This is a genomic window from Roseateles paludis (assembly GCF_039872745.1).
Classification (GTDB): Bacteria; Pseudomonadota; Gammaproteobacteria; order Burkholderiales; family Burkholderiaceae_C; genus Pelomonas; species Pelomonas paludis.
This window is the reverse complement of sequence record NZ_JBDPZD010000002.1, coordinates 40,663-62,298: the sequence shown is the minus strand read 5'-3', so window position 1 is coordinate 62,298 and position 21,636 is coordinate 40,663. Positions and strand designations below refer to the sequence as shown.

The 21,636-nt window shown below is 67.4% G+C and carries 23 protein-coding genes; 11 read left to right on the top strand and 12 right to left on the bottom strand.

What is annotated here, in order from left to right:
- Entirely contained in the window at window positions 1–1,770 is a 1,770-nt protein-coding gene (locus ABDJ85_RS06190; RefSeq protein WP_347703895.1) for an arsenate reductase/protein-tyrosine-phosphatase family protein, read from the bottom strand.
- Window positions 1,771–1,837: 67 nt separating this feature from the next.
- Window positions 1,838–2,092 (bottom strand): acyl carrier protein, encoded by a 255-nt coding sequence (locus ABDJ85_RS06185; RefSeq protein WP_347703894.1) that lies wholly within the window; start codon window positions 2,090–2,092, stop codon window positions 1,838–1,840.
- Between the two features lie 297 nt (window positions 2,093–2,389).
- Here ABDJ85_RS06185 and ABDJ85_RS06180 point away from each other — a divergent pair, with 297 nt between their 5' ends.
- Genes ABDJ85_RS06180 through ABDJ85_RS06170 form a run of 3 tightly spaced genes read left to right on the top strand, consistent with a single transcriptional unit; the run spans window position 2,390 to window position 5,663 of the window.
- Entirely contained in the window at window positions 2,390–3,994 is a 1,605-nt protein-coding gene (locus ABDJ85_RS06180; RefSeq protein ID WP_347703893.1) for an acyl-CoA ligase (AMP-forming), exosortase A system-associated, read from the top strand.
- Window positions 3,991–5,253 (top strand): pyridoxal-dependent decarboxylase, exosortase A system-associated, encoded by a 1,263-nt coding sequence (locus tag ABDJ85_RS06175; RefSeq protein WP_347703892.1) that lies wholly within the window; start codon window positions 3,991–3,993, stop codon window positions 5,251–5,253. Before ABDJ85_RS06180 ends, ABDJ85_RS06175 begins: the two co-directional genes overlap by 4 nt.
- Window positions 5,250–5,663 carry a PaaI family thioesterase gene (locus tag ABDJ85_RS06170; RefSeq protein WP_347703891.1) on the top strand — a complete coding sequence of 138 codons (414 nt, stop codon included), beginning with the start codon at window positions 5,250–5,252 and terminating at the stop codon, window positions 5,661–5,663. Before ABDJ85_RS06175 ends, ABDJ85_RS06170 begins: the two co-directional genes overlap by 4 nt.
- Here the strand turns inward: ABDJ85_RS06170 and ABDJ85_RS06165 are convergent.
- The 3 genes from ABDJ85_RS06165 to ABDJ85_RS06155 form a co-directional block, all read right to left on the bottom strand.
- Window positions 5,633–6,478: a BPSS1780 family membrane protein gene (locus ABDJ85_RS06165; RefSeq protein ID WP_347703890.1), complete on the bottom strand. Its 846-nt coding sequence runs from the start codon at window positions 6,476–6,478 to the stop codon at window positions 5,633–5,635. The genes ABDJ85_RS06170 and ABDJ85_RS06165 overlap by 31 nt on opposite strands.
- On the bottom strand, window positions 6,475–7,473 hold the full coding sequence (locus tag ABDJ85_RS06160; protein WP_347703889.1) for a homoserine kinase: 999 nt from the start codon (window positions 7,471–7,473) through the stop codon (window positions 6,475–6,477). Before ABDJ85_RS06160 ends, ABDJ85_RS06165 begins: the two co-directional genes overlap by 4 nt.
- 199 nt (window positions 7,474–7,672) lie before the next feature.
- Window positions 7,673–8,002: a hypothetical protein gene (locus ABDJ85_RS06155; protein WP_347703888.1), complete on the bottom strand. Its 330-nt coding sequence runs from the start codon at window positions 8,000–8,002 to the stop codon at window positions 7,673–7,675.
- A 51-nt stretch (window positions 8,003–8,053) separates the two neighbouring features.
- On the opposite strand from ABDJ85_RS06155, the gene greB reads away from it, so the two are divergent.
- On the top strand, window positions 8,054–8,632 hold the full coding sequence (greB, locus tag ABDJ85_RS06150; RefSeq protein ID WP_347703887.1) for a transcription elongation factor GreB: 579 nt from the start codon (window positions 8,054–8,056) through the stop codon (window positions 8,630–8,632).
- Here the strand turns inward: greB and ABDJ85_RS06145 are convergent.
- The 4 genes from ABDJ85_RS06145 to ABDJ85_RS06130 all read right to left on the bottom strand — a co-directional run bounded on the left by ABDJ85_RS06145 (window position 8,624) and on the right by ABDJ85_RS06130 (window position 12,751).
- Window positions 8,624–10,903 (bottom strand): RelA/SpoT family protein, encoded by a 2,280-nt coding sequence (locus tag ABDJ85_RS06145; RefSeq protein ID WP_347703886.1) that lies wholly within the window; start codon window positions 10,901–10,903, stop codon window positions 8,624–8,626. The two genes, greB and ABDJ85_RS06145, sit on opposite strands and share 9 nt — an antisense overlap.
- Window positions 10,904–10,980: 77 nt before the next feature.
- Window positions 10,981–11,184 carry a DNA-directed RNA polymerase subunit omega gene (gene rpoZ, locus ABDJ85_RS06140; protein ID WP_347703885.1) on the bottom strand — a complete coding sequence of 68 codons (204 nt, stop codon included), beginning with the start codon at window positions 11,182–11,184 and terminating at the stop codon, window positions 10,981–10,983.
- 22 nt (window positions 11,185–11,206) lie between these two features.
- Window positions 11,207–11,827, bottom strand: coding sequence for a guanylate kinase (gene gmk, locus ABDJ85_RS06135; RefSeq protein WP_347703884.1), 621 nt, complete (start codon window positions 11,825–11,827; stop codon window positions 11,207–11,209).
- 6 nt (window positions 11,828–11,833) lie between these two features.
- Complete coding sequence (locus tag ABDJ85_RS06130; RefSeq protein WP_347703883.1) at window positions 11,834–12,751, bottom strand: YicC/YloC family endoribonuclease; 918 nt, start codon at window positions 12,749–12,751, stop codon at window positions 11,834–11,836.
- Window positions 12,752–12,781: 30 nt separating this feature from the next.
- Between ABDJ85_RS06130 and ABDJ85_RS06125 the strand changes: the two genes are divergently transcribed.
- The 5 genes from ABDJ85_RS06125 to hemW all read left to right on the top strand — a co-directional run bounded on the left by ABDJ85_RS06125 (window position 12,782) and on the right by hemW (window position 17,323).
- Complete coding sequence (locus tag ABDJ85_RS06125; RefSeq protein ID WP_347703882.1) at window positions 12,782–13,750, top strand: serine/threonine protein kinase; 969 nt, start codon at window positions 12,782–12,784, stop codon at window positions 13,748–13,750.
- 61 nt (window positions 13,751–13,811) lie between these two features.
- Window positions 13,812–14,717 carry a PP2C family protein-serine/threonine phosphatase gene (locus tag ABDJ85_RS06120; protein WP_347703881.1) on the top strand — a complete coding sequence of 302 codons (906 nt, stop codon included), beginning with the start codon at window positions 13,812–13,814 and terminating at the stop codon, window positions 14,715–14,717.
- A 10-nt stretch (window positions 14,718–14,727) separates the two neighbouring features.
- Entirely contained in the window at window positions 14,728–15,447 is a 720-nt protein-coding gene (gene rph, locus ABDJ85_RS06115; RefSeq protein WP_347703880.1) for a ribonuclease PH, read from the top strand.
- A gap of 5 nt (window positions 15,448–15,452) precedes the next feature.
- Window positions 15,453–16,058: an RdgB/HAM1 family non-canonical purine NTP pyrophosphatase gene (gene rdgB / locus ABDJ85_RS06110; RefSeq protein WP_347703879.1), complete on the top strand. Its 606-nt coding sequence runs from the start codon at window positions 15,453–15,455 to the stop codon at window positions 16,056–16,058.
- Between the two features lie 74 nt (window positions 16,059–16,132).
- On the top strand, window positions 16,133–17,323 hold the full coding sequence (hemW, locus tag ABDJ85_RS06105; protein WP_347703878.1) for a radical SAM family heme chaperone HemW: 1,191 nt from the start codon (window positions 16,133–16,135) through the stop codon (window positions 17,321–17,323).
- A 3-nt stretch (window positions 17,324–17,326) separates the two neighbouring features.
- Here hemW and ABDJ85_RS06100 read toward each other — a convergent pair whose 3' ends face one another.
- The 3 genes from ABDJ85_RS06100 to ABDJ85_RS06090 are packed head-to-tail and all read right to left on the bottom strand — an operon-like array spanning window position 17,327 to window position 19,931.
- Entirely contained in the window at window positions 17,327–18,421 is a 1,095-nt protein-coding gene (locus ABDJ85_RS06100; protein WP_347703877.1) for a protein-glutamate methylesterase/protein-glutamine glutaminase, read from the bottom strand.
- A gap of 15 nt (window positions 18,422–18,436) precedes the next feature.
- Window positions 18,437–19,099: a chemoreceptor glutamine deamidase CheD gene (gene cheD / locus ABDJ85_RS06095; protein ID WP_347703876.1), complete on the bottom strand. Its 663-nt coding sequence runs from the start codon at window positions 19,097–19,099 to the stop codon at window positions 18,437–18,439.
- 4 nt (window positions 19,100–19,103) lie between these two features.
- Window positions 19,104–19,931 carry a CheR family methyltransferase gene (locus ABDJ85_RS06090; RefSeq protein ID WP_347703875.1) on the bottom strand — a complete coding sequence of 276 codons (828 nt, stop codon included), beginning with the start codon at window positions 19,929–19,931 and terminating at the stop codon, window positions 19,104–19,106.
- 207 nt (window positions 19,932–20,138) lie between these two features.
- Here ABDJ85_RS06090 and ABDJ85_RS06085 point away from each other — a divergent pair, with 207 nt between their 5' ends.
- Together ABDJ85_RS06085 and ABDJ85_RS06080 are read left to right on the top strand one after the other, a co-directional pair.
- Entirely contained in the window at window positions 20,139–20,855 is a 717-nt protein-coding gene (locus tag ABDJ85_RS06085) for a GGDEF domain-containing protein (RefSeq protein ID WP_347703874.1), read from the top strand.
- The gene (locus ABDJ85_RS06080; RefSeq protein WP_347703873.1) at window positions 20,852–21,622 is read left to right on the top strand and encodes a MinD/ParA family protein; all 771 of its coding nucleotides are present in this window, start codon (window positions 20,852–20,854) and stop codon (window positions 21,620–21,622) included. The genes ABDJ85_RS06085 and ABDJ85_RS06080 overlap by 4 nt, the downstream gene beginning before the upstream one ends.
- Window positions 21,623–21,636: the final 14 nt, after the last annotated feature.

Sequence of the window (21,636 nt, the reverse complement as noted above, 5' to 3'; positions counted from 1 at the left end):
TCAGCGCGTTGTGGCTGACGCCGGTTGGGCGGAGCGCCCCTTCAGCCAGCGATCGACGCTCTGGATCACGCGCGTGCAGGCGCGGTCATAGGCCTGCGGCGCCTTGCCATAGGGGTCGGCAATCTCGGCCTCCGGGGCGCTGCTGGCGATCGGCGCGGCCAGCAGATGGCACTTGCTTCGCGCGCCGGGATGCAGGGCAGCCAGGCGCTCAATGTGGGCAAGCTCCATCGCCAGGATCACGTCGGCCTGCTCGACGTCGGCGGCCGACAGGCAGTGGGAGCGCCACTCTGACAAATCGATGCCGTGGGCCGACGCCGCCTTCACCATATTGGGGTCGGCCGCGCGCTGACCTTGCGCGTGGAAGCCCGCGGAGCGGATTTGCCAGCGGTCCCCGTAGTGCGCGCGAGCATGCACATGCGCGACGGCACTGCGGTTGATGTTGCCGTAGCAAACGAACAGCACTCGCTCGGCGGCCGTCGTTTGCGATAGGTTTTGCAGCGCGCCTTTGGAGCCGCGCCAGGCCCGAAAGAGCCGCCACCGGTGCACGACAACGCCAGCCAAGCGGTCCCAATACTGATGACCGATGCGTCCGAGGTCCACCAGGCCCGGCCAGGGGTCACTCCAGGACTGGACGTCGAAGCGATGCCGGCGCGAGAAGGTCTTGAAGCTGTCGCGCAGGGCGTCGGCGCGCGTGGGAATCTGGGTCACGCCGCCCGCCCCGGACTGGCGCATCACATGCTCCAGCCACAGCAAATCGCGCGTCAGCAGGCGTCCCAAAATGCCGACTTCGGCGGCCGGGTGCGGGCCCACCCGGCCCGTCGTCATCAGCTCGTACAGCATGAACGGGAAATCCGCGCCTGCCGCGACCGCCAGCGGCAGCGAGCCCCAGAAGCGGCCGTTGATCTCGATCAGCCGGAAGGCGCCGGTGGCGGGGTTGTGCTTGAACTCCACCATGGCCACGCCATGCCAGCCAATCGCGCGCAGCAGCTTGCGGGAAGCCTCCAGCAGGTCGGGCGCCACGGCCTCGCTCACACGCAAACTGCTACCGCCGCCCGTCAGCGGCACCTCGTGCAGCCGGCGGTGCTGGAAGGCGTACTGCACTTCCCCCTGATTGGCGATGACTTCAACCCCTACGCCTTCGCCAGAGAAGTACTCCTGCAAAACCACCTGGCCAAACTGCAGGGTGTGCGTCACGCGCTCCTTCAGTTCAGCCGGCGTCTGCGCATAGCTCACAGCGAGCTGGACGTGGCCCGAGGCATCCTGCCCCACCGAGCGGGCGGGTTTGATCACCAAGGGGTAGCCCAGCACCTGGGCGGCGTCCGACGCCTCGGCGAGGTTGCTGACGTGGATCGATTTAGGAATCGGAATCTGCAGTGACTCGGCGACCGCCATGGTCTTGTCTTTGGCCAGCACCTGTTCCAGCGCCGCCGTTGGCGCGATCGCCAGGCGCTGCTCGTCCAGTTGGGCGCGGTGCAGCATCAGCGGCACGACGGTCCGCTCGGTCACCGGGAAGATCAGTTCGTGCGGATGCTGCTGCTGACGTGCCTGAATCCAGGCCACGAAGGCGGCGCCGTCTCGCAGCGGGTCGGGGTAGCGGACCGGTTTGCCCGCGTAGCGTGAGCTGGCCGCCAGCGGGCGCTCGACGCTGCTGGCGACATGGACCGTGACGCCTTGCCTTCCGAGCGAGCGCACGATGGCCAGCGCCGAGGGCTGATCCCCGTCCAACAGGAGCACTGCAACACTGCGGTCAATCGGAGTGGGGTGAGCCATGCGGGTGGGCGCGGACAGCGGGACAGAGGATGGGCCACAGGCGCCAAGCGCCTGTGCCGCCGTGGGCTCAGTGCTGAGCGAGCTTCTCGTTCACGAACGCCACCAGCGTCCCGACCGAAGCGAAGGTCTCTGCGGAGATCTCGTCATCCGCAACACTGATGCCGAACTGATCCTCCAGCGCGGCGATGACAGCAATGACGGCCATGGAGTCCAACTCTGCAAGCGCGCCGAGCAACGGAGTCTCAGGTGTGAACGAGGCTGAACGTCCTTCCAGCCCCATCACCTGGTCCAGCAGCCCCAGTACGTCGTTGAGAATTTGCATTCGGCGCGTTTCCAATAAGTGCGTTGCACAAAGTGTAGACAATTGTTTCCCTGGGGCCGGGTGCGCCACGTGATTTTGTGCCGACTGCGCCATACCCCTATTCGGGTGGCTGTGGCTCAAACCTCGTGGCCGTGCGATGCGCAGGCATCGCTGGCGAAGCCGCTGAGAAGCTGGCAAATGCGGTGAGGATTTGGGGTTTGGCAGGCTATTGCCAGACAGCTTGCGGCAAGTCCCTATGAGAAACTGGCCGGTGCTCTTGCGAGGGCTTTTGTGCCGTTTTCTGCTGCCCGATCCGATATGACCGAATCCTTTCTGTTGCAAGACTTGATCGCAGTTTCTGCGCATCGAGCGCCAGATGATGCCGCGCTGACTTTCGGCGGCCAAACCCTGAGCTACGGCGAGCTGCACGATCGGCAGCTTCGTTTTGCGTCGGCCCTGCAGACCATGGGGCTCAAGCGCGGCGAGCGTGTTGCGATCTGGCTCGACAAGCGCGCTGAGACGGTGGTTGCGAGTTTTGCGGTTCCGGCTGCGGGCGGCGTGTTCGTGCCGCTCAACCCGGTGCTCAAGCCCGAGCAAGTGGGCTATGTGCTGCAGGATTGCGATGCGCGGGTGCTGGTCACCTCGCCCGAGCGCCTGGTTCAGCTGGAGCCCGTGCTGCAGGCCTGTCCGGGCGTGCGAGCCGTGGTCGTGACCGAGGGCAGCTTGCCGGTCGCGGACGAGGTGGCGGGGCGCCGCTGCCAGCGCTGGTCCGCGTGTCTGGAAGCGGCCGTGACGCGTGAGGTCCGGTTGATCGACACCGATCTGTGCGCCATCCTCTACACCAGCGGCTCCACCGGCCGGCCCAAGGGCGTGATGCTCTCCCACCGCAACATGGTGGCGGGCGCCAAGAGCGTGGCCAGCTACCTGGAGAACCGGCGCAGCGACACCTTGCTCGCTGCCCTGCCTTTGTCCTTTGATGCGGGCTTCAGCCAGCTGACCACCGCCTTCCACAGTGGCGCGCGGGTGGTCTTGCTGAACTACCTGCTGCCGCGCGATGTGCTCAAGGCCATGGAGCGGGAGAAGGTGACCGGCCTCACCGCCGTGCCCCCGCTCTATATCCAACTGACGCAGCTGGAATGGCCCAGCGCCATCAACGAACACCTACGCTATTTCGCCAATACCGGCGGGCGCATGCCGCGCACCACGCTGGATGCGCTGCGCGCGCGGGTGCCATCGGCCAAGCCTTTCCTGATGTATGGCCTGACGGAGGCCTTCCGTTCGACCTTCCTTCCGCCCGAAGAGGTGGACCGCCGGCCGGATTCCATCGGCAAGGCGATCCCGAACGCCGAGATCCTGGTGCTGCGAGAGGACGGTTCTGAGTGCGCCGCCGACGAGCCCGGAGAGCTTGTCCACCGCGGCGCCCTGGTGGGCCTGGGTTACTGGAACGACCCCGAGAAAACCGCCGAGCGCTACAAGCCGCTGCCGCTGGGTGTGGGTGGGCGCGAGGCTGGGATGCAGTTGCCCGAGTTCGCGGTGTTCTCGGGCGACAACGTGCGCCGTGACGCCGAAGGCTTCCTGTACTTCGTCGGGCGCCGCGACGAGATGATGAAGACCTCGGGTTACCGCGTGAGCCCGACCGAGGTCGAAGAGGTGCTTTACGCCACGGGCCTTGTGGGCGAGTGCGTGGCCTTCGGGGTGCCGAACGACATGCTCGGCCAGTCGATCCAGGTCATCGCCACGCCGCCTGAAGGCGCCGCCGAGGTGGACGTGCCGGCACTGACCGCCGCCTGCAAGGCGCGCATGCCCGCCTACATGGTGCCGCACGGCATCAACGTGCGCCCCGGGCCGCTGCCGCGCAACCCCAACGGCAAGATCGACCGCAAGACGCTGTCCACCGAGTGGCTGGAGCGCCATCCCGCATGACCGAGACCAAGAAGACCGCACCGGCCCACGAGCCGACGTCGCAGTTCCCGCTCGACCCGGCCACGGGTGAGCTGACCGTGGGCGGCCACCGCCTCTCGGTGCTGGCCGCGCGCGTCGGGCAGACGCCGTTCTACGCCTACGACCGCAGCCTCTTGAAGGCGCGTGTGCAGCAATTGCGAGCCGCGCTGCCCGCCGGCATCGAACTGCATTACGCGATGAAGGCCAACCCGATGCCGGCGCTGGTGCAGTTCATGGCGGGCCTGGTGGATGGCATCGACGTGGCCTCGGCCGGCGAGCTGCAGGTGGCGCTCAATGCGGGCGCGGACCCGCACGAGGTCAGCTTTGCCGGCCCCGGCAAGCGCGACATCGAGCTGGAGCAGGCCGTGGCGGCTGGCGTGCTGGTCAATGTCGAGACGGCACGTGAGCTGCCGGTGTTGGCTGCCGCGTCACAGCGCCTGGGCCTGCCGGCGCGGGTGGCGATCCGCGTCAACCCCGACTTCGAGCTCAAGGGCTCGGGCATGCGCATGAGCGGCGGGCCCAAGCAGTTCGGCATCGACGCCGAGACCGTGCCCGAGGTGCTGGCCCAGTTCGGGACGCTGGCAGGGCAGGGCCTGCAGTTCGAGGGCTTCCACCTCTTTGCCGGTTCGCAGAACCTCAAGCCCGAGGCCATCTGTGAGGCCCAGCAGAAGAGCTACGCGCTGGCCCTGCGCCTGGCTGAAAGTGCGCCGGCGCCGGTCAAGTTCCTGAACCTGGGGGGCGGCTTCGGCATCCCCTACTTCCCGGGCGAAGCGCGCTTGGATCTGGCCCCCATCGGAGCCAACCTCGCGGCCCTGCAGGCGCGTGCTCGCACGGACCTGCCTGGCGCCAAGCTGGTGATCGAGCTGGGCCGGTACTTCGTGGGCGAGGCGGGTGTGTACGTGACGCGCGTGGTGGACCGCAAGGTCTCGCGTGGCCAGGTTTTCCTGGTCTGCGACGGCGGGCTCAACCATCACCTGTCGGCCTCGGGCAACTTTGGCCAGGTGCTGCGCAAGAACTACCCTGCCGTGATCGTGCCGCAGGGCAGGCGTGAGACGGCCGTGGAAGCGGCCAGCGTCGTGGGCCCCTTGTGCACGCCGCTCGACCTGCTGGCCGACCGCATGGACATGCCGCGCGGCGAGATCGGTGATCTGGCCGTGGTCTTCCAGTCCGGCGCCTATGGCCGCAGCGCCAGCCCCGAGGGCTTCCTCGGTCACCCGGCCTGCGTGGAAGTGCTGGTGTGATTGACGCGGCCACGCTGGCCGAGTTCCTGCGGCGCGAATTTCCGCAGAGCCGTTGCACGGTGGAATCGGTCGACGCCGAGGGCGTCTGGATGGCCCACCCCGTGGGTGAAGCAGAGCTGCGGCCCGGCGGCACCGTCAGCGGGCCAGTGATGATGACGCTCGCCGACGTGGCGCTCTATGGCGCGGTGCTGGCGCGCGTGGGCCTGGAGCCCCTGGCGGTGACGACCAACCTGTCCATCCACTTCCTGCGCAAGCCCAGCGCGGCCGCGCGCGTGCTGGCGCGGTGCCGGCTGATCAAGCTCGGGCGCCGGCTGGCGGTGGGGGAGGTCTGGATCTATTCCGAGGGCGAGGACGACCCCGTGGCCCATGCCACCGGGACCTACGCGCTGCCGGGCTCGTCGTCGCGCTGAGGAGCGTCGGCGGCCTTCGGGGCACCGAAGGCGAAGCAGTCCACGAAGCTGAAGTAGAGCCCCGCGTAGAAGACCACCGCCCCCATCATCCCCAGCGGCACCAGCGCGTACATGGCGAGCGGGCCCAAGCCCAGCAGGCCCAGCACGAGGCTGAAGATCGACGACAGCGCCATGGTCAGCAGCATCCAACTGATGCCATTGAGCGCAAAGGCGCCCTTGTTGCGCCACAGGGCCAAGGTGCTGGAGAAGAGCGCGTGCATGGCACCCTGGCCGCCCCAGTGCACCAGGGCCGGCGCTTGCCACCAGGGCACGGCCAGCAGCCCCAGGCCACCGAAGCGGACCAGCGCCCCCCAGATCAGGCGCGGGTCGGTCAGCGCCTGGGCCAGGGCCTCGGGGTCGGGCTTGGGCTGGGTCATCAGCTCCAGGGCGAGGCGTTGCTGTTCGCCGTCGATGCGCTCGGCGCCGAGCAGCACCAACACGGCCAGCAAAGCAAAGCTGAAGCAAAGCTGCAGCTGCGTGTTGCGGCGAGCCGGGGTGAGCTTGAACGGCTCCAGGAACACCTGCACATTGGGGTGGCCGCCCTGCAGGGTCTGGTGCGTGGCCAGCATGAAGCCCAGCGAGAACACCGGCACCGAAGCCATGCCCAGCACCGGGCCCACCACGGGCAGCATGGACAGCAAGCCGCCCGCCAGGAAGCCGAAGGCGAACAAGCCCAGCAGGGCCAGTGGCTGCCGCCGGAACACCCGCCAGCCGTGCCGGATCCAGAGATTGCCGTTACGCGCCGGCACCTGTTGGAGATGCAGGACCATGCTCATGGTGCCCTCTCGACGCTTGCTGCATGCCAAGGGTTGGCGATGCGATCACGCAGCACGCGTTCGAAGTGGCGCGGGTCGTGCGCCTTGAGCAAGGCCGCCTCGCGCGGCAGGTGCAGGTCAAACAGGCGGGACACCCAGAAGCGCATCGCCGCCGCGCGCAGCAAGGCCGGCAGCAGGCGGTGCTCGGTGCCGGAGAGGGGGCGCTCGGTTTCGTAGGCCGCGACGAAGGCGCTGGCACGGGTTTCGTCCAGCCGCCCCGAGGCGAGGTCGATGCACCAGTCGTTGAGGCACACGGCCACGTCGAATAGCCAGGTGTCGCAGCCGGCAAAGTAGAAGTCGAAGAAGCCCGTCAGGCGTTCGCGCCCTTGGGCTTCGCCGGGCTCGAACATCACGTTGTCGCGGAACAGGTCGGCATGGACGGGGCCGAAGGCATGCGCCAGCAACTCGGCGTAGGGCGCTGAGGCCGCGAGGTGTTCCTGGTAGGCCAGCTCAGACTCGATCAGCGCGCGCTCGTCGGTGGACAGATGTGGCAGCAAGAGCGGCACGGTCTCGCGCCACCACGGCAGGCCACGCAGATTCGGTTGGTGCAAGGGGTAGTCGCGCCCGGCCAGGTGCATGCGCGCCAGGGTGGCGCCCACCTGCTCGCAATGGAAGACGTCGGGCGCCAGGATGTGGCCGCCGTGCAGCCGGTCGCCCAGCGCCGCGGGTTTGCCGCAGACCTCGAAGAGGATCTCGCCGGCCGCATCGGCCTTGGGGGCCGGCACCGGGATGCCGCGCTGCGACAGGTGCTGCACCAGGCGCAGGTAGAAGGGCAGCTGCTCGCGCGTCAGGCGCTCGAACAGCGTCAGCACGAAGTGCCCGCCGTCGCAGTCGAGGAAGTAGTTGGTGTTCTCGATGCCGGCGCCAATGCCGCGCAGCTCGTGCAGGCGCCCCAGTTGCAAACGGTCCAGCAAGGCCTGCGCGGCGGCGGGGCTGACTTCGGTGAAAACGGCCATGGGAGGTCGGGGAGGGCGGTCAGGGTGACCGCAGGGTTCAGAGTTTGAGAGTTTTTCAGACGTGCTCGAAAGGCGCGTCAAAACGCCCTCGTACTAGGCGCAAAGCACAGCCATAGCTTGGGCTATGGCGAGCATTTGCAACGACGGGCGAGGGCGTTTTGGCGAGCAAGGCGGGCATGGATGAAAGACTCTCAAGCTCTCAAAAGTCCAGCACGCGCCAGACGCGACGTCCGGCGGTGAGGTTTTGTTCGCTGCCGCCCGCCGAGGCGCGGCTGGTTTCGGGGGCCCAGACCTCATAGGCCGGGGCGGGGCCGTGCTTTTGCTTGACGATGACCTTGCGAGTCTCGCCGCGCACGCGCAGCTCTTCGATGCGGACGGCGTCGTCTTCGACCACGATCTGTTCGATCTTGGGCTCGCTCACCGCCGAGCGCTGGGCCTCGCGCGGGGTGGTTGGTGGCGCAGGTGGCGGGTCGGCAGCCAGGGCGGCGCTGGCAATCAGCAGCAGCCAAAGGGGGGCGAGGCGGGTCATGCCTGGATTCTAGAAGGCAGGCCTGCGTCGGGGCATAGCGACAATGTGAGCATGAGCAAGGCCTTCACCCGCGAGACCACGCCTGCGCCGGGCCAAGACGACGACGAAGACGGCCCGGCACTGCCGCCACTGCCGGCGGGAACGCGCAACTACATGACGCCCGCCGGCTACGCACGCCTGCGCGCGGAGTTCATGCACTTGATCGACGAGGAGCGGCCCAAGCTGGTCGAGACCGTATCGTGGGCAGCCAAGAACGGTGACCGTTCAGAGAATGGCGACTACCTCTACGGCAAGAAGCGCCTGCGCGAGATCGACCGGCGGCTGCGCTTCCTGACCAAGCGGCTGGACATCGCTGAGGTGGTTGACGCGAGCCAGCACCATGGCAGCGAGCAGATCTTCTTTGGCGCGACGGTCACCTACGCCGACGCCAGCGGCCTGGAGCGCACGGTGACCATCAAGGGCATCGACGAGTCCGACAGCCTGGCGGGCGAGGTGAGCTGGATCTCGCCCATCGCCCGGACCCTGCTCAAGGCCAGGGTGGGCGATGAGCTCAAGCTGGTCACGCCGGTGGGCGTCGAGACCATCGAGGTGGTGGAGGTCAGCTATCCGGCGCCCGAGGCTTCAGGCTGAGGACTGCGACGCCGGCTTGAGGCGCCAGACACGCTGCACCGCAGGCGCGCGGCGCAGCACGCGCAGCACCTCGGCCAGATGGAGACGGTCCCGCACGGCCAGCAGCAGGTCTATCTCGGCGGTCTCGCGCAGCGGCGTGGCCTCGTCGTGCATGGTCACGTGGGTGATGTCAGCCTCGGCGGCGGCCACGGCCTGGGCTACCTGGGCCAGCACGCCCTTGCCATTGGTCAGCAGCACGCCCACGCCGACCTCGAAGCTGCGCGTCAGCTCCTCCGCCCAGCTCACCTGGATCCAGTGCTCGCTATCACGGTGGAAGAGCCGGCGCCCCACTTGGCATTCGGCGGTGTGTACGATCAGGCCTTCACCGCGCCCCAGGTAGCCACGCACCTCGTCACCGGGAATCGGCCGGCAGCAGGAGGCGAGCTGGACGGAAGCGCCCTCGCTGCCGTCCAGCGTGACCCGGCCATGGGCCTGAGCGCCTTCCGAGGCGAAGCGGCCCAGGGTCAGGCTCACGGCGTCGGGCCGCTGGCCCTGGTCAGCCAGCATGCGCGCCAGCTTCTTGGCCATGATGGACGCGATCTTGCGGCCGCTGCCCAGGTCGATGAAGAGCTGCTCGACATTGGCGCAACCGGCCCAGGCCGCGAGTTGCTGCCACAGTGCGGCGGCCTCCGTGTCCTCGGGGCGGCGGCTCGGCAGGGGCAGGCCTTCGGCCCGCATGGCCTGGGCCAGCAGCTTGACGCCCAGGTCGTGCGACTCCTCGATTTCGAGGTTCTTCAGGAAGTGGCGGATCTTGCTGCGTGCGCGCCCGGTGCGCACAAAGCTCAGCCAGGCCGGGTTGGGGCGGGCATTGGGCGCGGTGACGATCTCGACCACGTCGCCGCTGCGCAGCTCGGCCCGCAGGGGCACGGCCTCGCCGTTGACCTGCGCGGCCACGCAGTGCTCGCCCACGTCGGAGTGGATGGCGTAGGCGAAGTCCACCGGCGTGGCCCCCTTGGGCAGGGCCAGGATGCGCGAACGGGGCGTGAAGACGTAGATGGCCTCGGGGTAGAGGTCGATCTTGACGTGCTCAAGGAACTCACTCGCGTCGCGCGTCTCGTCCTGGATGTCGATCAGCGACTGCAGCCAGCGCGCGCTGACCGACTCGGTCGAGCCCTCGCCATCCTTGCTCTTGCGCTTGTAGATCCAATGCGCGGCCACGCCTTGCTCGGCAATCCGGTGCATGCCCTCGGTGCGGATCTGGAACTCCAGCGGCGCGTTCAGCGGGCCCATCAGGGTGGTGTGCAGCGACTGGTAGCCGTTGTCCTTCGGGCCGGCGATGTAGTCCTTGAAGCGTCCGGGCTGCGGCTTGTAGAGCTGATGCAGCACCCCGAGCGCCGTGTAGCACTGCAACTGCTCCTGGGTGAGGATGCGAAAGCCGAAGATGTCGCTCATCTGGGCGAAGGACAGCGACTTCTCCTTCATCTTGTTGTAGATGGAGTAGATCGTCTTCTCGCGCCCTTCCACACTGACCTTGAGGCCGGCTTTGGCAAAGGCGTCGCGCAGATCCTTTTCGATCCGGCTGACCAGATCGCGCCGGTTGCCGCGCGACTTGGAGACAGCCTTGGTCAGCACCTCGAAGCGCCAGGGATGGAAGTATTTGAACGACAGCTCCTGCAGTTCGCGGAAGGTGGAGTTCAGGCCCAGCCGGTGGGCTATTGGGGCGTAGATGTCGAAGGTCTCGCGCGCGATGCGCCGGGCCTTCTGTGGCGCCATGGCGCCCATGGTGCGCATGTTGTGCAGGCGGTCGGCCAGCTTGACGAGGATGACACGCAGGTCGCGCGACATCGCCAGCAGCATCTTGCGGAAGGACTCGGCCTGCGACTCCTCCTTGGTCGAGAACTGCAGCTTGTCCAGCTTGGTGAGGCCGTCGACCAGGTCGGCGGTGGGGGCCTCGAAGCGCTCGATCAGCTCGGCCTTGGAGACGCCGCAGTCCTCGATCACGTCGTGCATCAGCGCGGCCATGATGGCCTGGGCGTCGAGCTTCCACTCGGCGCAGATGCGCGCGACGGCGATCGGGTGGGTGATGTAGGGCTCGCCGCTGGCGCGCGTCTGGCCCAGGTGGGCCTCGTCGGCGAAGCGGTAGGCCTCGCGGATGCGCTTGATCTCGGCCTTGTTCAGGTAGCTGAGGCTGGGCGCCAGGGCGTCGAACGAGGCGGCTTCTGCCTGGGTCGGCTGCGGGTTGGAGCGCAGACCCGGCAGTGTCAGCCAGGCAGGAAAGGGGCGTTGGGCCATGCCCCGAATTTATCTGCTCCAGGCCAATAAAAAGGCGCCCGCGGACAAACCGGGGCGCCTTGTCAGGGGAAGTAGCGTCAGACGGGCACGCGGCGCAGCATCTCGACACCGACTTCGCCTGCGGCGATTTCGCGCAGCGCGGTCACGCCGGGCTTGTTCTTGGTCTCGATCTTGGGGCTGTGGCCTTGGCTCAGCATGCGAGCGCGGTAGGTGGCAGCCAGCACGAGCTGGAAGCGGTTGGGGATGCGTTGCAGGCAGTCTTCGACGGTGATGCGGGCCATGAGGTACCTCAAGTGGAGCGCTTCAGTCGAGCTGAAGCGCTTGAAAGACAGCCGAGCGATTTCGGCGCTGAGCCGCGTATTTTAGCCGCTGTGCGTGGACGATGGCTTTCAGGTCGAACACGGCCGAGTCAAACACCGCATTGACCACCACAAAGTCGAAGTGCCGGGCCTGGTCGATCTCGACGCGCGCATTGGCCATCCGGGTGGCGATCACCTCGGGCTGGGTGTCCCCGCGCCGGATCAGGCGCTGCTTGAGCTCTTCCCAGCTCGGCGGCAGCACGAAGATCAGCACCGCATAGGGAAAGAGCTGCTTGATCTGCAGGGCGCCCTGGTAGTCGATCTCCAGCACGACGTCGTCGCCCTGGGCCATGCGCGACTCGATCCCCGCCCGCGAGGTGCCGTACAGGTTGCCATGCACCTCGGCCCACTCGAAGAAATCGCCGCGCGCGACCATGTCGCGGAACTCGTCGAGCCCCACGAACCAGTACTCGCGGCCGTGTTGCTCCTGCCCGCGCGGCGCGCGCGAGGTGTGCGAGACCGAGACGCTGAGCTTGGCGTCCAGTTCCAGCAGCGCCTTGACGAGGCTGGACTTGCCGGCGCCGCTGGGCGCGGCCACCACGAACAGATTGCCTGGGTATTCCATGGGGCTCTACTCGATGTTCTGGACCTGTTCGCGCATCTGCTCAATGGCGACCTTCATCTCGACCGAGACATTGGTCAGTTCCAGCGCAGCCGACTTGGAGCCCAGGGTGTTGGCCTCCCGGTGCAATTCCTGGATCAGGAAGTCGAGCCGCTTCCCCAGTTCGCCGCCCTTGGCCAGCAGGCGCTTCACCTCGTCGAGGTGGGCGCGCAAGCGGCTCAGCTCCTCGGCCACGTCGATGCGGATGGCAAAGGCTGCCGCCTCGTTGAGTGCCCGCTCCTGCAAGGCCTGCTGCGTCACATTGGCCTGGGCACTGGCGGCGGTGAGGGCTTCGTTCCAGCGCTCCAGGAAGCGCTGCTGCTGGCGCTGGATCACGGCCGGGATCAGCGGTTCGGCCTCGGTCGCCAGCTCCTGCAGGCGCTGCACGCGCTCCAGCAGGATGGCCACCAGCTTGTCGCCTTCACGGGCGCGGGCTTCCATCAGCCCAGTAAGGCAAGACTTGACGGCTCCCAGTGCGACACCATCGAGCTCGCCAGCCGCCTGGCTGCCCGTGCGGCACCACTGCAGGGCCTCATGGACGCTCAGGGCCTGGGCCTGGGGCAGGGCGGCGCGCACGGTGGCCTCCAGGCCAGCCAGGCGCTGCAGGACCTCGGTCTGCGGCTGCGGCCAGGCGGCCTCCGACTCACGCTGGGTGTTGATGCGCACCTCGATCTTGCCGCGCCGGCACTGCGCCGACACCAGGTCGCGCACCAGGGGTTCGAGGCTGCGCAACTCCTCGGGGATTCGCATCGAGAGGTCGAGAAACCGGCCGTTCACGGCACGCATCTCGACACTGATGCTTGAGGGGCGCGCGGACGAGGAATCTGCCTCGCCGTTAGGGGGGGACGCCACGACATTGGCGTATCCCGTCATGCTGTAGACTGGCATTCAGCTCTCATAGCCAAGCAAAGCGCGATTATGTCCAAGCCGAAGCCGGCCCCGCTGCCCGCCGGTACGGTGGTGGGTGGCTACCAGATCATCAAACGATTGGCAGCCGGAGGGTTCGGGGTCGTCTACCTGGCCGAAGACCCGGACCACCATCTGGTCGCACTGAAGGAATACCTTCCTTCGTCCCTCGCCGAGCGGTCGCCCGGCGAGCTGACGCCACGCGTCAAGCCCGAGAAGCAACCCCTCTACCGCCTCGGCCTCAAGAGCTTCTTCGAAGAAGGCCGCTCGCTCGCGCAAATCTCGCACCCCAGCGTCGTCTCGGTGCTGAACTTCCTGCGCGAGAACGAGACCGTCTACATGGTGATGAACTACCTGCAGGGCGACACCCTGCAGGATTTCATCGTCACCGCGCGCGACCTGAAGCGCGACAAGGTGTTCCGCGAGTCCACCATCCGCAGCCTCTTCGACGAGATCCTGCGTGGTTTGCGCATCGTGCACCAGCACAAGATGCTGCACCTGGACATCAAGCCGGCCAACATCTTCATCACGAACGACAACAAGGCCGTGCTGCTCGACTTTGGCGCCGCGCGCGAAGTGCTGAGCAAGGAAGGCAACTTCATCCGCCCGATGTACACGCCCGGCTTTGCAGCGCCCGAGATGTACCGCCGCGATGGCAACCTCGGCCCCTGGACCGACATCTACGCCATCGGCGCCTGCATCTATGCCTGCATGCAGGGCTACCCGCCCAACGATGCCCCCCAACGCATCGAGAAGGACCGCCTGTCCCTCAGCCTGTCGCGCCTGCGCAATGTCTACTCCGACAACCTGCTCGAAGTGACCGAGTGGTGCATGGCGCTGGATCCGCTGGCGCGGCCGCAGAGCGTGTTTGCGCTGCAGAAGGAGCTGGCCCGTGAGACCGAGCGGCGCTACACCAAGCTCTCGTTCAGCGAGCGGCTGAAGCTGCAACTTGAAAATTTGAAGTCCGGAGCCAAGGCTTGATGCCGCTGTGCGCTGGTGACTCTGAGCTGCCCGCTTGCGCGGCAGCCTGCCGGGAGAATTGATGCGGTTCAACGTCTTCCAGGTCAGCCGCCGTGGCGGCCGCGAGACCAACGAGGACCGGATGGGCTATTGCTACACCAGCGAAGCCGGCCTCTTTGCCCTTGCCGATGGCATGGGTGGACATCCCGAGGGCGAGGTCGCGGCGCAGATCGCGCTGCAGACCCTGGCCGTGCTGTTCCAGCAGGACGCGCGCCCGGTGCTCGAAGACCCCCACGCCTTCCTGCAGGAAGCCATCGTCATCGCCCACCACCAGCTGCTGCGCTATGCCGACAGCAAGGGCCTGGAGGACACCCCCCGCACCACCATCGTGGCCTGTGTGCTGCAAGGCAACCAGGCCTGGTGGGCTCACTGCGGGGACTCGCGGCTCTACATGGTGCGTGAGGGCAGCCTGATTGCCCGCACACGAGACCACTCCTACACCGAGCTGCAAGAGGCCCTGGGCCGCGCGGCCATGGGTGTCGAGGGCTTCAATCGCAACGTGCTCTTCACCTGCCTGGGCAGCCCGGGTCGGCCGATGGTCGATTGCCAGGGACCCATCCTGCTGGAGGCCGGTGACCGCATCCTGTTGTGCTCCGACGGCCTCTGGGGCAATGTCGAGGACAGCGAGCTGACGCCCATCATCGCCAAGGACGTGATTTCCGAGGCGGTGGCCGAGATGGTCGAAGTGGCGCTGCGGCGCGGTGGTGCGCGCTGCGACAACGTCACGGCGCTGACTGTGGAGTGGGAGAGCGAGGAAGAGCCCGCCGGCGACACCACGCAGGCGCTGCTCAACTCGGGCTATGCCTCCACCATCCACGGCGCACTGGAAGCCGAAGTAGCCTCGATGGACGACGAAGAGATCGATCGTTCCGTGGCCGAGATCAACGAAAAAATCCGCCAGTCCGGCCGCGGCAGCCGGCGGAACTGAAAGCCCCCTGATGAGCACCTTCACGCGCAGCTCAGGCCGTGCGGCGGACGCCCTGCGCCCCGTCCGCATCACCCGCAACTACACCATCCACGCCGAGGGTTCGGTGCTGGTCGAGTTTGGCAACACCAAGGTGCTGTGCACTGCCTCGGTCGAGGAGCGCGTGCCCCCGCACAAGCGTGGCTCGGGCGAGGGCTGGGTCACGGCCGAGTACGGCATGCTGCCGCGCGCCACCCACACCCGTGGCGACCGCGAGGCCGCCAAGGGCAAGCAGTCCGGCCGCACGCAGGAGATCCAACGCCTGATCGGCCGCTCGCTGCGCTGCGTGTTCGACCTGGCCAAGCTGGGCGAACGCACGCTGACCCTGGATTGCGATGTGCTGCAAGCCGACGGCGGCACGCGCACCGCCGCCATCACCGGCGCCTACGTGGCCGCCCGCGATGCCGTGGCCAAGCTGCTGGCGGACGGCAAGATCAGCGCCTCGCCCTTGCTGGACTCCGTAGGAGCCGTGTCGGTTGGCATCGTGCAAGGCACACCGCTGCTGGACCTTGAGTACACCGAGGACTCGGCCTGCGACACCGACATGAACGTCGTGATGACCGGCCGAGGCGGTTTTGTTGAAGTGCAGGGTACGGCCGAGGGCGCGTCCTTCAGCCGTGACGAGATGACCCAATTGCTGGACCTCGCGGCCAAGGGCATTCGCGAACTCACGGCCCTGCAGGCGGCAGCCTGAGCGACATGCGTCTCGTCCTCGCCTCCAACAACGCCAAGAAGCTGGCCGAGCTGCAAACGCTGTTTGCCCCGCTTGGCATCGAGCTTGTGAACCAAGGGGCGCTCGGCATCCCCGAGGCTGAGGAGCCCTTCGACAGCTTCGTTGAGAACGCGCTGGCCAAGGCGCGGCATGCGGCGCAGTTGAGTGGCTTGCCGGCGCTGGCTGACGACTCCGGCATCAGCGTCACGGCGCTGGGTGGCGCGCCGGGCGTGCGCTCGGCCCGGTATGCAGCCGACGCCGGTGGCGCCAAGAGTGATGCGGCCAACAACGAGCGGCTGTTGCGTGAGATGGCGCGCATCGATGCGCGTGAAGCCCGCTTTGTCTGCGCCCTGGTGGCCGTGCGGAGCAGCACCGACCCCGAGCCCCTGATCGCCATGGGCCGCTGGCAGGGGCGCATCCTGCATGAGCTGACGGGCGAGGGCGGCTTTGGCTACGACCCCTTGATGTACATCGACGCCCTGGGCGCCACCGTTGCGCAGTTGGACGCCGCGACCAAGAACCAGCACAGCCACCGCGCGCTGGCCGCCGCGCAGTTGCTGGCCCAGTTCCGTGAGGCCTGGGGTCTTGGCTGACGTGATGCCCCCACGCCCGCGTTGCGGGCTGCCCCCCGGGGGGGCGCAGCCATGGTTTGGGGCGGCCCGGCACCATGGCTGACCTACTACACCTGATGCGGCCGGGCACGCTGCACCTGCCTGCCCTGCCACCACTCGCGCTGTACGTGCACCTGCCCTGGTGCCTGCGCAAATGCCCCTACTGCGACTTCAACTCGCACGAGGCGGCTGGTGGCTTGAGCGCTGACACCTCGGCGGCCTACCTGCAGGCCCTGCGCCTCGACCTGGAAGCCGCATTGCCCCTGATCTGGGGCCGGCCGGTGGTCAGCGTCTTCATCGGCGGCGGCACGCCCAGTCTCTTCGACCCCGAAGCGATCTCGCAGCTGATTTCCGACATCCGCGCCCGGCTGCCCCTGGAACCTGGCTGCGAGATCACGTTGGAGGCCAACCCCGGCACCTTCGAGCGCGAGCGCTTTGCCGGCTTTCGGGCGGCCGGCGTCACGCGGCTGTCGGTGGGCGTGCAGAGTTTTGACGATGCGCAGTTGAAGGCGCTCGGCCGCGTGCACAGCGCGGCGCAGGCGCGTGAGGCGCTGGCTGAGGCGGCGCAGGCGTTCGAGACCTTCAACATCGACCTGATGTACGCGCTGCCCGGGCAGAGCCTGAGCCACTTGGAAGCCGAGGTGGACACGGCGCTCAGCTTTGCGCCGCCCCACCTGTCGATCTACCACCTGACCATCGAGCCCAACACCCGCTTTGCGTCGAGCCCGCCGCAAGGCCTGCCCGACGCTGACCTCGCCAGCGACATGCTCGACCTGCTGACCGAGCGCACCGGCGGCGCCGGCCTGGCGCGCTACGAGGTCTCGGCCTATGCACGGCCTGGGCACCGCTGCCAGCACAACCTCAACTACTGGCAGTTTGGGGACTACCTCGGCATCGGCGCCGGGGCGCACAGCAAGCTGTCCTTCCCGCACCGCGTGCTGCGCCAGGTGCGCTGGCGCGAGCCCGCCGCCTATATGGCGCAGGCCGGGCAGGGGCAGGCGGTCAGCAATGAACACGAAGTGGCGCGCAAGGAGCTGCCGTTCGAGTTCATGCTCAATGCGCTGCGCCTGAAAGAGGGGGTGCCGCTCGTGAGCTTCGCCGAGCGCACGGGGCTGCCGCTCTCAGCGCTGCGCGAGGGGCTGACGGCCGCGCGTCAGCGGGGCCTGCTGGAAGACGACGCCGCGCGCCTGCAAGCCACGCCGCGTGGCTTTGACTTCCTCAGTGAGCTGCAGCAGCTCTTTCTCTGAGCCTCAGACGCGGTTCAGCGAGATGCCCGAGGTGGCGCGCAGGCGGTCCAGCACGCGGCCGGCAATCTGCGACAACGGCAGCACTTCATCGGCCGCGCCGGCATTGATGGCCTCACGCGGCATGCCAAAGACGACGCACGAGGCCTCGTCCTGCACGTAGTTGTAGGCGCCGGCGTCCTTCATCACCTTCATGGCCTTGGCACCGTCGGCGCCCATGCCGGTCAGCATGATGCCGATGGCGTTGGGCCCCACGATCTTGGCGGCCGAGAGGAACAGGGCCTCGACCGACGGCTTGTGGCGGTTGATCGGGTCACCGTCCTGCACGCGGGCCACGTAGTTGGCGCCGCTGCGCTCCACGCTGAGGTGAAAGCCGCCCGGCGCGATGTAGCCGTGGCCGGGCAGGATGCGCTCGCCGTCTTCGGCTTCCTTGACGCGGATGCGGCACAGGCCGTCCAGGCGCGCCGCATAGCTGCGCGTGAAGCCCGGTGGCATGTGCTGGGTGATGACCACGGCCGGGCAGTCGGCCGGCAGGTTGACGAGCACGTCCTTGGTGGCCTCGGTGCCGCCAGTGGAGGCACCGATGAAGATGATCTTCTCGGTGGACATCCGCCCCAGGCTGGCGATGGAGACCGGCGCCGGAGCCGGTGCGGCCGGGGCGCCGGGCGCTGGGGCGGGCGCCGCATGGGCGCGGCGGATCTGCGCCTTGGCGGCGATGCGGATCTTGTCGGTGATGTCCTGCGCAAGCTGGCGCATGCCATCGGCCACGCCGATCTTGGGTTTGGCGACGAAGTCGATGGCGCCCAGTTCCAGGGCCTTGAGCGTCACCTCGGCGCCGCGCTCGGTCAGGGTGGACACCATCACCACCGGCATCGGCCGCAGGCGCATCAGGCGCGACAGGAAGTCCAGCCCGTCCATGCGCGGCATTTCCACGTCGAGGGTGATGACGTCGGGGTTGAGGTTGCGGATCATTTCGCGCGCGATCAGCGGGTCGGCTGCCGCGCCCACGCACTCCATGTCCGTCTGCTTGTTGATGATCTCGGTCAGGATGGAGCGGACGAGGGCCGAATCGTCCACCACCACCACACGTGTCTTTGGCATGCCTGTCTCCCCAGCTCAGAACAGGTCGATCGAACCACCTTGAGAGGCCACGGGCTGCACCTTTTGGATGGCCGCGCGGTCCTGCTGGATCAGTGCGTCGGTGTTGGTCGGAGCAAGTCGCTTCACCATGGCCTTGCCACTGGCAGGCAGGAAGCACACCTTGCGCGGGTACACATCCATCACGTCCTTGGAGACGATGGGGATGCGTTCGGTCTTCAGGTAGTCGATGACGAAGTTGGTGTTGCGCTCACCGACGTTGATGGTGTTCATGCCCGAGATCACGGCGCCGCCGCCGAAGATCTTGGCTTCCATGCGGCCCTTGTTGGCGCCACGCTTCATCATTTCGTTGATCAAGAGTTCCATCGCGAACGAGCCGTAGCGGCCCGAATCGCCGGCCCCTTCGGGCAGCATGAAGTGGTTCATGCCGCCCACCTTGGCCACCCGGTCCCACAGGCAGGCCGCGATGCAGGAGCCCAACGTGGTCTGGACCAGCAGGTCCTCCCCGTCCACGAAGTACTCACCGGGCAGGATCTTGACGGCCGCGTTCTTGAAGTGGGCGTCGTAGTAGAAGAAGGAGGCCTCGCCCGACTTGCGCGGGACGGTCTTGAGTCGGGCGACCCAGGCCTGCGCGGTGGCGGTGGCGGCGCCGACGGCGGCGGATGAGGGAAGACTGCTCATGCTGTCACACGCGCTCGTAGATGGTCTTGCCCCGCAACTTGAAGAGGTCGCGTGACTCGGTGAAGTTCTCCGAGTGGCCTACGAAGAGCAGGCCGCCGGGGCGCAGGACGCGATGGATCCGCTCCAGCACCTTGCGCTGGGTGGGGGCGTCGAAATAGATCATCACATTCCGGCAAAAGACGATGTGGAAGGGCTCGCCCAGTTGCCATTGCTGGTCCATCAGATTCAGCGGCTTGAACTCGATGCAGCGTTGCAGCTCGGGCTTGACCTTCATCTTGCCTGCGTTGGCGCCAGTGCCGCGCAAGAAGTTGTTGCGCAGGCGCTCGGGGCTCAGGCCGCGCGCATCGACGCTGTAGACGCCGCGCCGGGCCGTGGCGAGCACATTGGTGTCGATGTCGGAGGCGATCATCTGGAACTGGGTCGCACCGCCCAGCGCCTCACTGCAGGTGATGGCGATGGAGTAGGGCTCCTCGCCGGTCGAGGCCGCGCAGCACCAGATGCGTAGCGGGCGGCTGTTGATGACCTTGACGTCGTCCTTGAGGGCCACGAAGTGGTGGTCTTCCCGGAAGAACGAGGTCAGGTTGGTGGTCAGGCAGTTGACGAACTCCTGCCACTCGCTCTGGCCGCCCTGGCTCTCCAGCGCTTGCAGGTAGGCGGCAAAACTGGCGTGGCCGGTCTCGCGCAGGCGGCGCGAGAGGCGGCTGTAGACCATGGCCTGCTTGCCGTCGTGCAGGCTGATGCCGGCGTGCCGATAGATCAACTCGCGGACACGGTCGAAGTCGCCCTTGGAGAAGCTGAATTCGTGTTCTAGCGGATCGTCGATCAAAGCCATGGCGAGCGGAAGGAAGGGCGCAGGGCGCTGAGGCGCACCTTAGAGCCACCCAGTTTGCTGCACCTCGGGTCAGTTTGCCGGCGCATTCCGGGGGCGCATAGTGAAAACAGCACGAACAACAGGTGCGGTTTCCGCCCCTGGTGGCGCCAGGCCCACTGCTAGACTGACCTCGCCACATTGACGCTCACGGCACCACTGACCCGCCTCTTGGACACGCCGACGCCTCCCATCGACCCACGCGCCCTGCGCCTGGAGCCCGCGCTACAGTTGCTGCAGCAGGCCGGAGCCTTGCTGCCCGATGCGCCGCCGCACTCCCAGGCCTGGCTGCAGGCGGTGCTGGACGCCCTGTGCGACCTCTCCAGCCGCGACGCCCTGACGGGCCTGGTCAACCGACGCAGCTTTGAGATGGCGCTAGCCCGGGAGGTGGACCGCGTGGCCCGCTCCGGCGAGCCGGCCCTGCTGCTGTCCCTGGACATCGACCACTTCAAGGCCGTCAACGACACCTATGGTCATGGCGCCGGCGACCTGGTCATCAAGGCCGTGGCCGAAGCCGTGAACCAGGCTGTGCGCCCCATGGACCTGGTGGCCCGCGTTGGGGGCGAGGAGTTCGCCATCATCCTGCCCAGCTGCCAGGCGCACCTGGGGGCTGTGGTGGCCGAGCGCATCCGCACCCGCGTTGAAGCGCGCCAGGTGGACATCGGCAACGGCCAGCAACTCGCCGTCACCGTCAGTCTCGGGGGCGCCTTTGCGCCGCAGTGGGTACGCTCGTCGACCCTGTTGTGGCTGGAGCGCGCTGATCGTCAGCTGTACCGCGCCAAGGCCGAGGGCCGCAACCGCGCTTGTCTGGAGCCCCAGATCGACACCCTCGTCACCGCCGAGGAGAAGGGCATGCTCTTCTCCTTGCTGCAGGAAGAATCCGCATGAACACATCGGCAACGGGCGCCCGCACGGTCGCCATCACCAGCGGCAAGGGCGGGGTGGGCAAGACCTTCGTTTCGGCCAACCTTGCCGCAGCGCTGGCCGCACGGGGGCAGAAGGTGCTGGTGCTGGATGCCGACTTGGGGCTGGCCAACCTTGACGTGGTGCTCAACCTGCACCCCAAGCTCACGCTGCATGACGTCTTCACCGACAAATGCACGCTGGACCAAGCCATCCTGCCCGCGCCGGGCGGCTTCTCGGTGCTGTTGGCGGGCTCGGGCTTGGTCGAATACTCGCGCCTCACCCCTGACGTGCGGGACAAGCTGCTCAAGATCCTCGACGCCATCAAGCCGCGCTTTGACTGGGTGCTGATCGACACCGGTGCTGGCATCTCCGACGTGGTGCTGTTTGCCGTCTCGCTGGCGTCAGACGTGCTCGTGGTGGCCACGCCCGAGCCCACCTCGCTGACCGATGCCTACGCCACCATCAAGGTGCTGGCGACTCAGCAGGAGCGCCGCCATGTCGGCCTCGTCATCAACCAGGCCAACCGTGTGGGCGAGGGCAAGCTGATCTGCGCGCAACTGCAGCAGGTGCTGGCCCGCTACACCGCTGCCGCGCCGGGCCAGGGCTTCAAGCTCGAACTCATCGGCGAGGTGCGGGCCGACCAGGCCGTGCGCCAGGCCGTGCTCAAGCGCCAGCTGTTGATGGAGCACTACCCCGGCTCCGAGGCCGCCCAGGCCCTCAAGGCCGTGGCCGGCAAGCTGCTGGGCTGAACGCTCTCCCCATC

Coding starts and splice junctions, on each gene's coding strand:
- ABDJ85_RS06100 (WP_347703877.1), bottom strand. CDS start 18,421: ATGCCAAAGACACGTGTGGTGGTGGTGGACGATTCGGCCCTCGTCCGC.
- ABDJ85_RS06185 (WP_347703894.1), bottom strand. CDS start 2,092: ATGCAAATTCTCAACGACGTACTGGGGCTGCTGGACCAGGTGATGGGG.
- hemW (WP_347703878.1), top strand. CDS start 16,133: ATGGCTGACCTACTACACCTGATGCGGCCGGGCACGCTGCACCTGCCT.
- ABDJ85_RS06175 (WP_347703892.1), top strand. CDS start 3,991: ATGACCGAGACCAAGAAGACCGCACCGGCCCACGAGCCGACGTCGCAG.
- ABDJ85_RS06160 (WP_347703889.1), bottom strand. CDS start 7,473: ATGGCCGTTTTCACCGAAGTCAGCCCCGCCGCCGCGCAGGCCTTGCTG.
- ABDJ85_RS06120 (WP_347703881.1), top strand. CDS start 13,812: ATGCGGTTCAACGTCTTCCAGGTCAGCCGCCGTGGCGGCCGCGAGACC.
- rph (WP_347703880.1), top strand. CDS start 14,728: ATGAGCACCTTCACGCGCAGCTCAGGCCGTGCGGCGGACGCCCTGCGC.
- ABDJ85_RS06090 (WP_347703875.1), bottom strand. CDS start 19,931: ATGGCTTTGATCGACGATCCGCTAGAACACGAATTCAGCTTCTCCAAG.
- ABDJ85_RS06145 (WP_347703886.1), bottom strand. CDS start 10,903: ATGGCCCAACGCCCCTTTCCTGCCTGGCTGACACTGCCGGGTCTGCGC.
- cheD (WP_347703876.1), bottom strand. CDS start 19,099: ATGAGCAGTCTTCCCTCATCCGCCGCCGTCGGCGCCGCCACCGCCACC.
- ABDJ85_RS06190 (WP_347703895.1), bottom strand. CDS start 1,770: ATGGCTCACCCCACTCCGATTGACCGCAGTGTTGCAGTGCTCCTGTTG.
- ABDJ85_RS06080 (WP_347703873.1), top strand. CDS start 20,852: ATGAACACATCGGCAACGGGCGCCCGCACGGTCGCCATCACCAGCGGC.
- ABDJ85_RS06165 (WP_347703890.1), bottom strand. CDS start 6,478: ATGAGCATGGTCCTGCATCTCCAACAGGTGCCGGCGCGTAACGGCAAT.
- greB (WP_347703887.1), top strand. CDS start 8,054: ATGAGCAAGGCCTTCACCCGCGAGACCACGCCTGCGCCGGGCCAAGAC.
- ABDJ85_RS06125 (WP_347703882.1), top strand. CDS start 12,782: ATGTCCAAGCCGAAGCCGGCCCCGCTGCCCGCCGGTACGGTGGTGGGT.
- ABDJ85_RS06130 (WP_347703883.1), bottom strand. CDS start 12,751: ATGCCAGTCTACAGCATGACGGGATACGCCAATGTCGTGGCGTCCCCC.
- gmk (WP_347703884.1), bottom strand. CDS start 11,827: ATGGAATACCCAGGCAATCTGTTCGTGGTGGCCGCGCCCAGCGGCGCC.
- ABDJ85_RS06180 (WP_347703893.1), top strand. CDS start 2,390: ATGACCGAATCCTTTCTGTTGCAAGACTTGATCGCAGTTTCTGCGCAT.
- rdgB (WP_347703879.1), top strand. CDS start 15,453: ATGCGTCTCGTCCTCGCCTCCAACAACGCCAAGAAGCTGGCCGAGCTG.
- rpoZ (WP_347703885.1), bottom strand. CDS start 11,184: ATGGCCCGCATCACCGTCGAAGACTGCCTGCAACGCATCCCCAACCGC.
- ABDJ85_RS06155 (WP_347703888.1), bottom strand. CDS start 8,002: ATGACCCGCCTCGCCCCCCTTTGGCTGCTGCTGATTGCCAGCGCCGCC.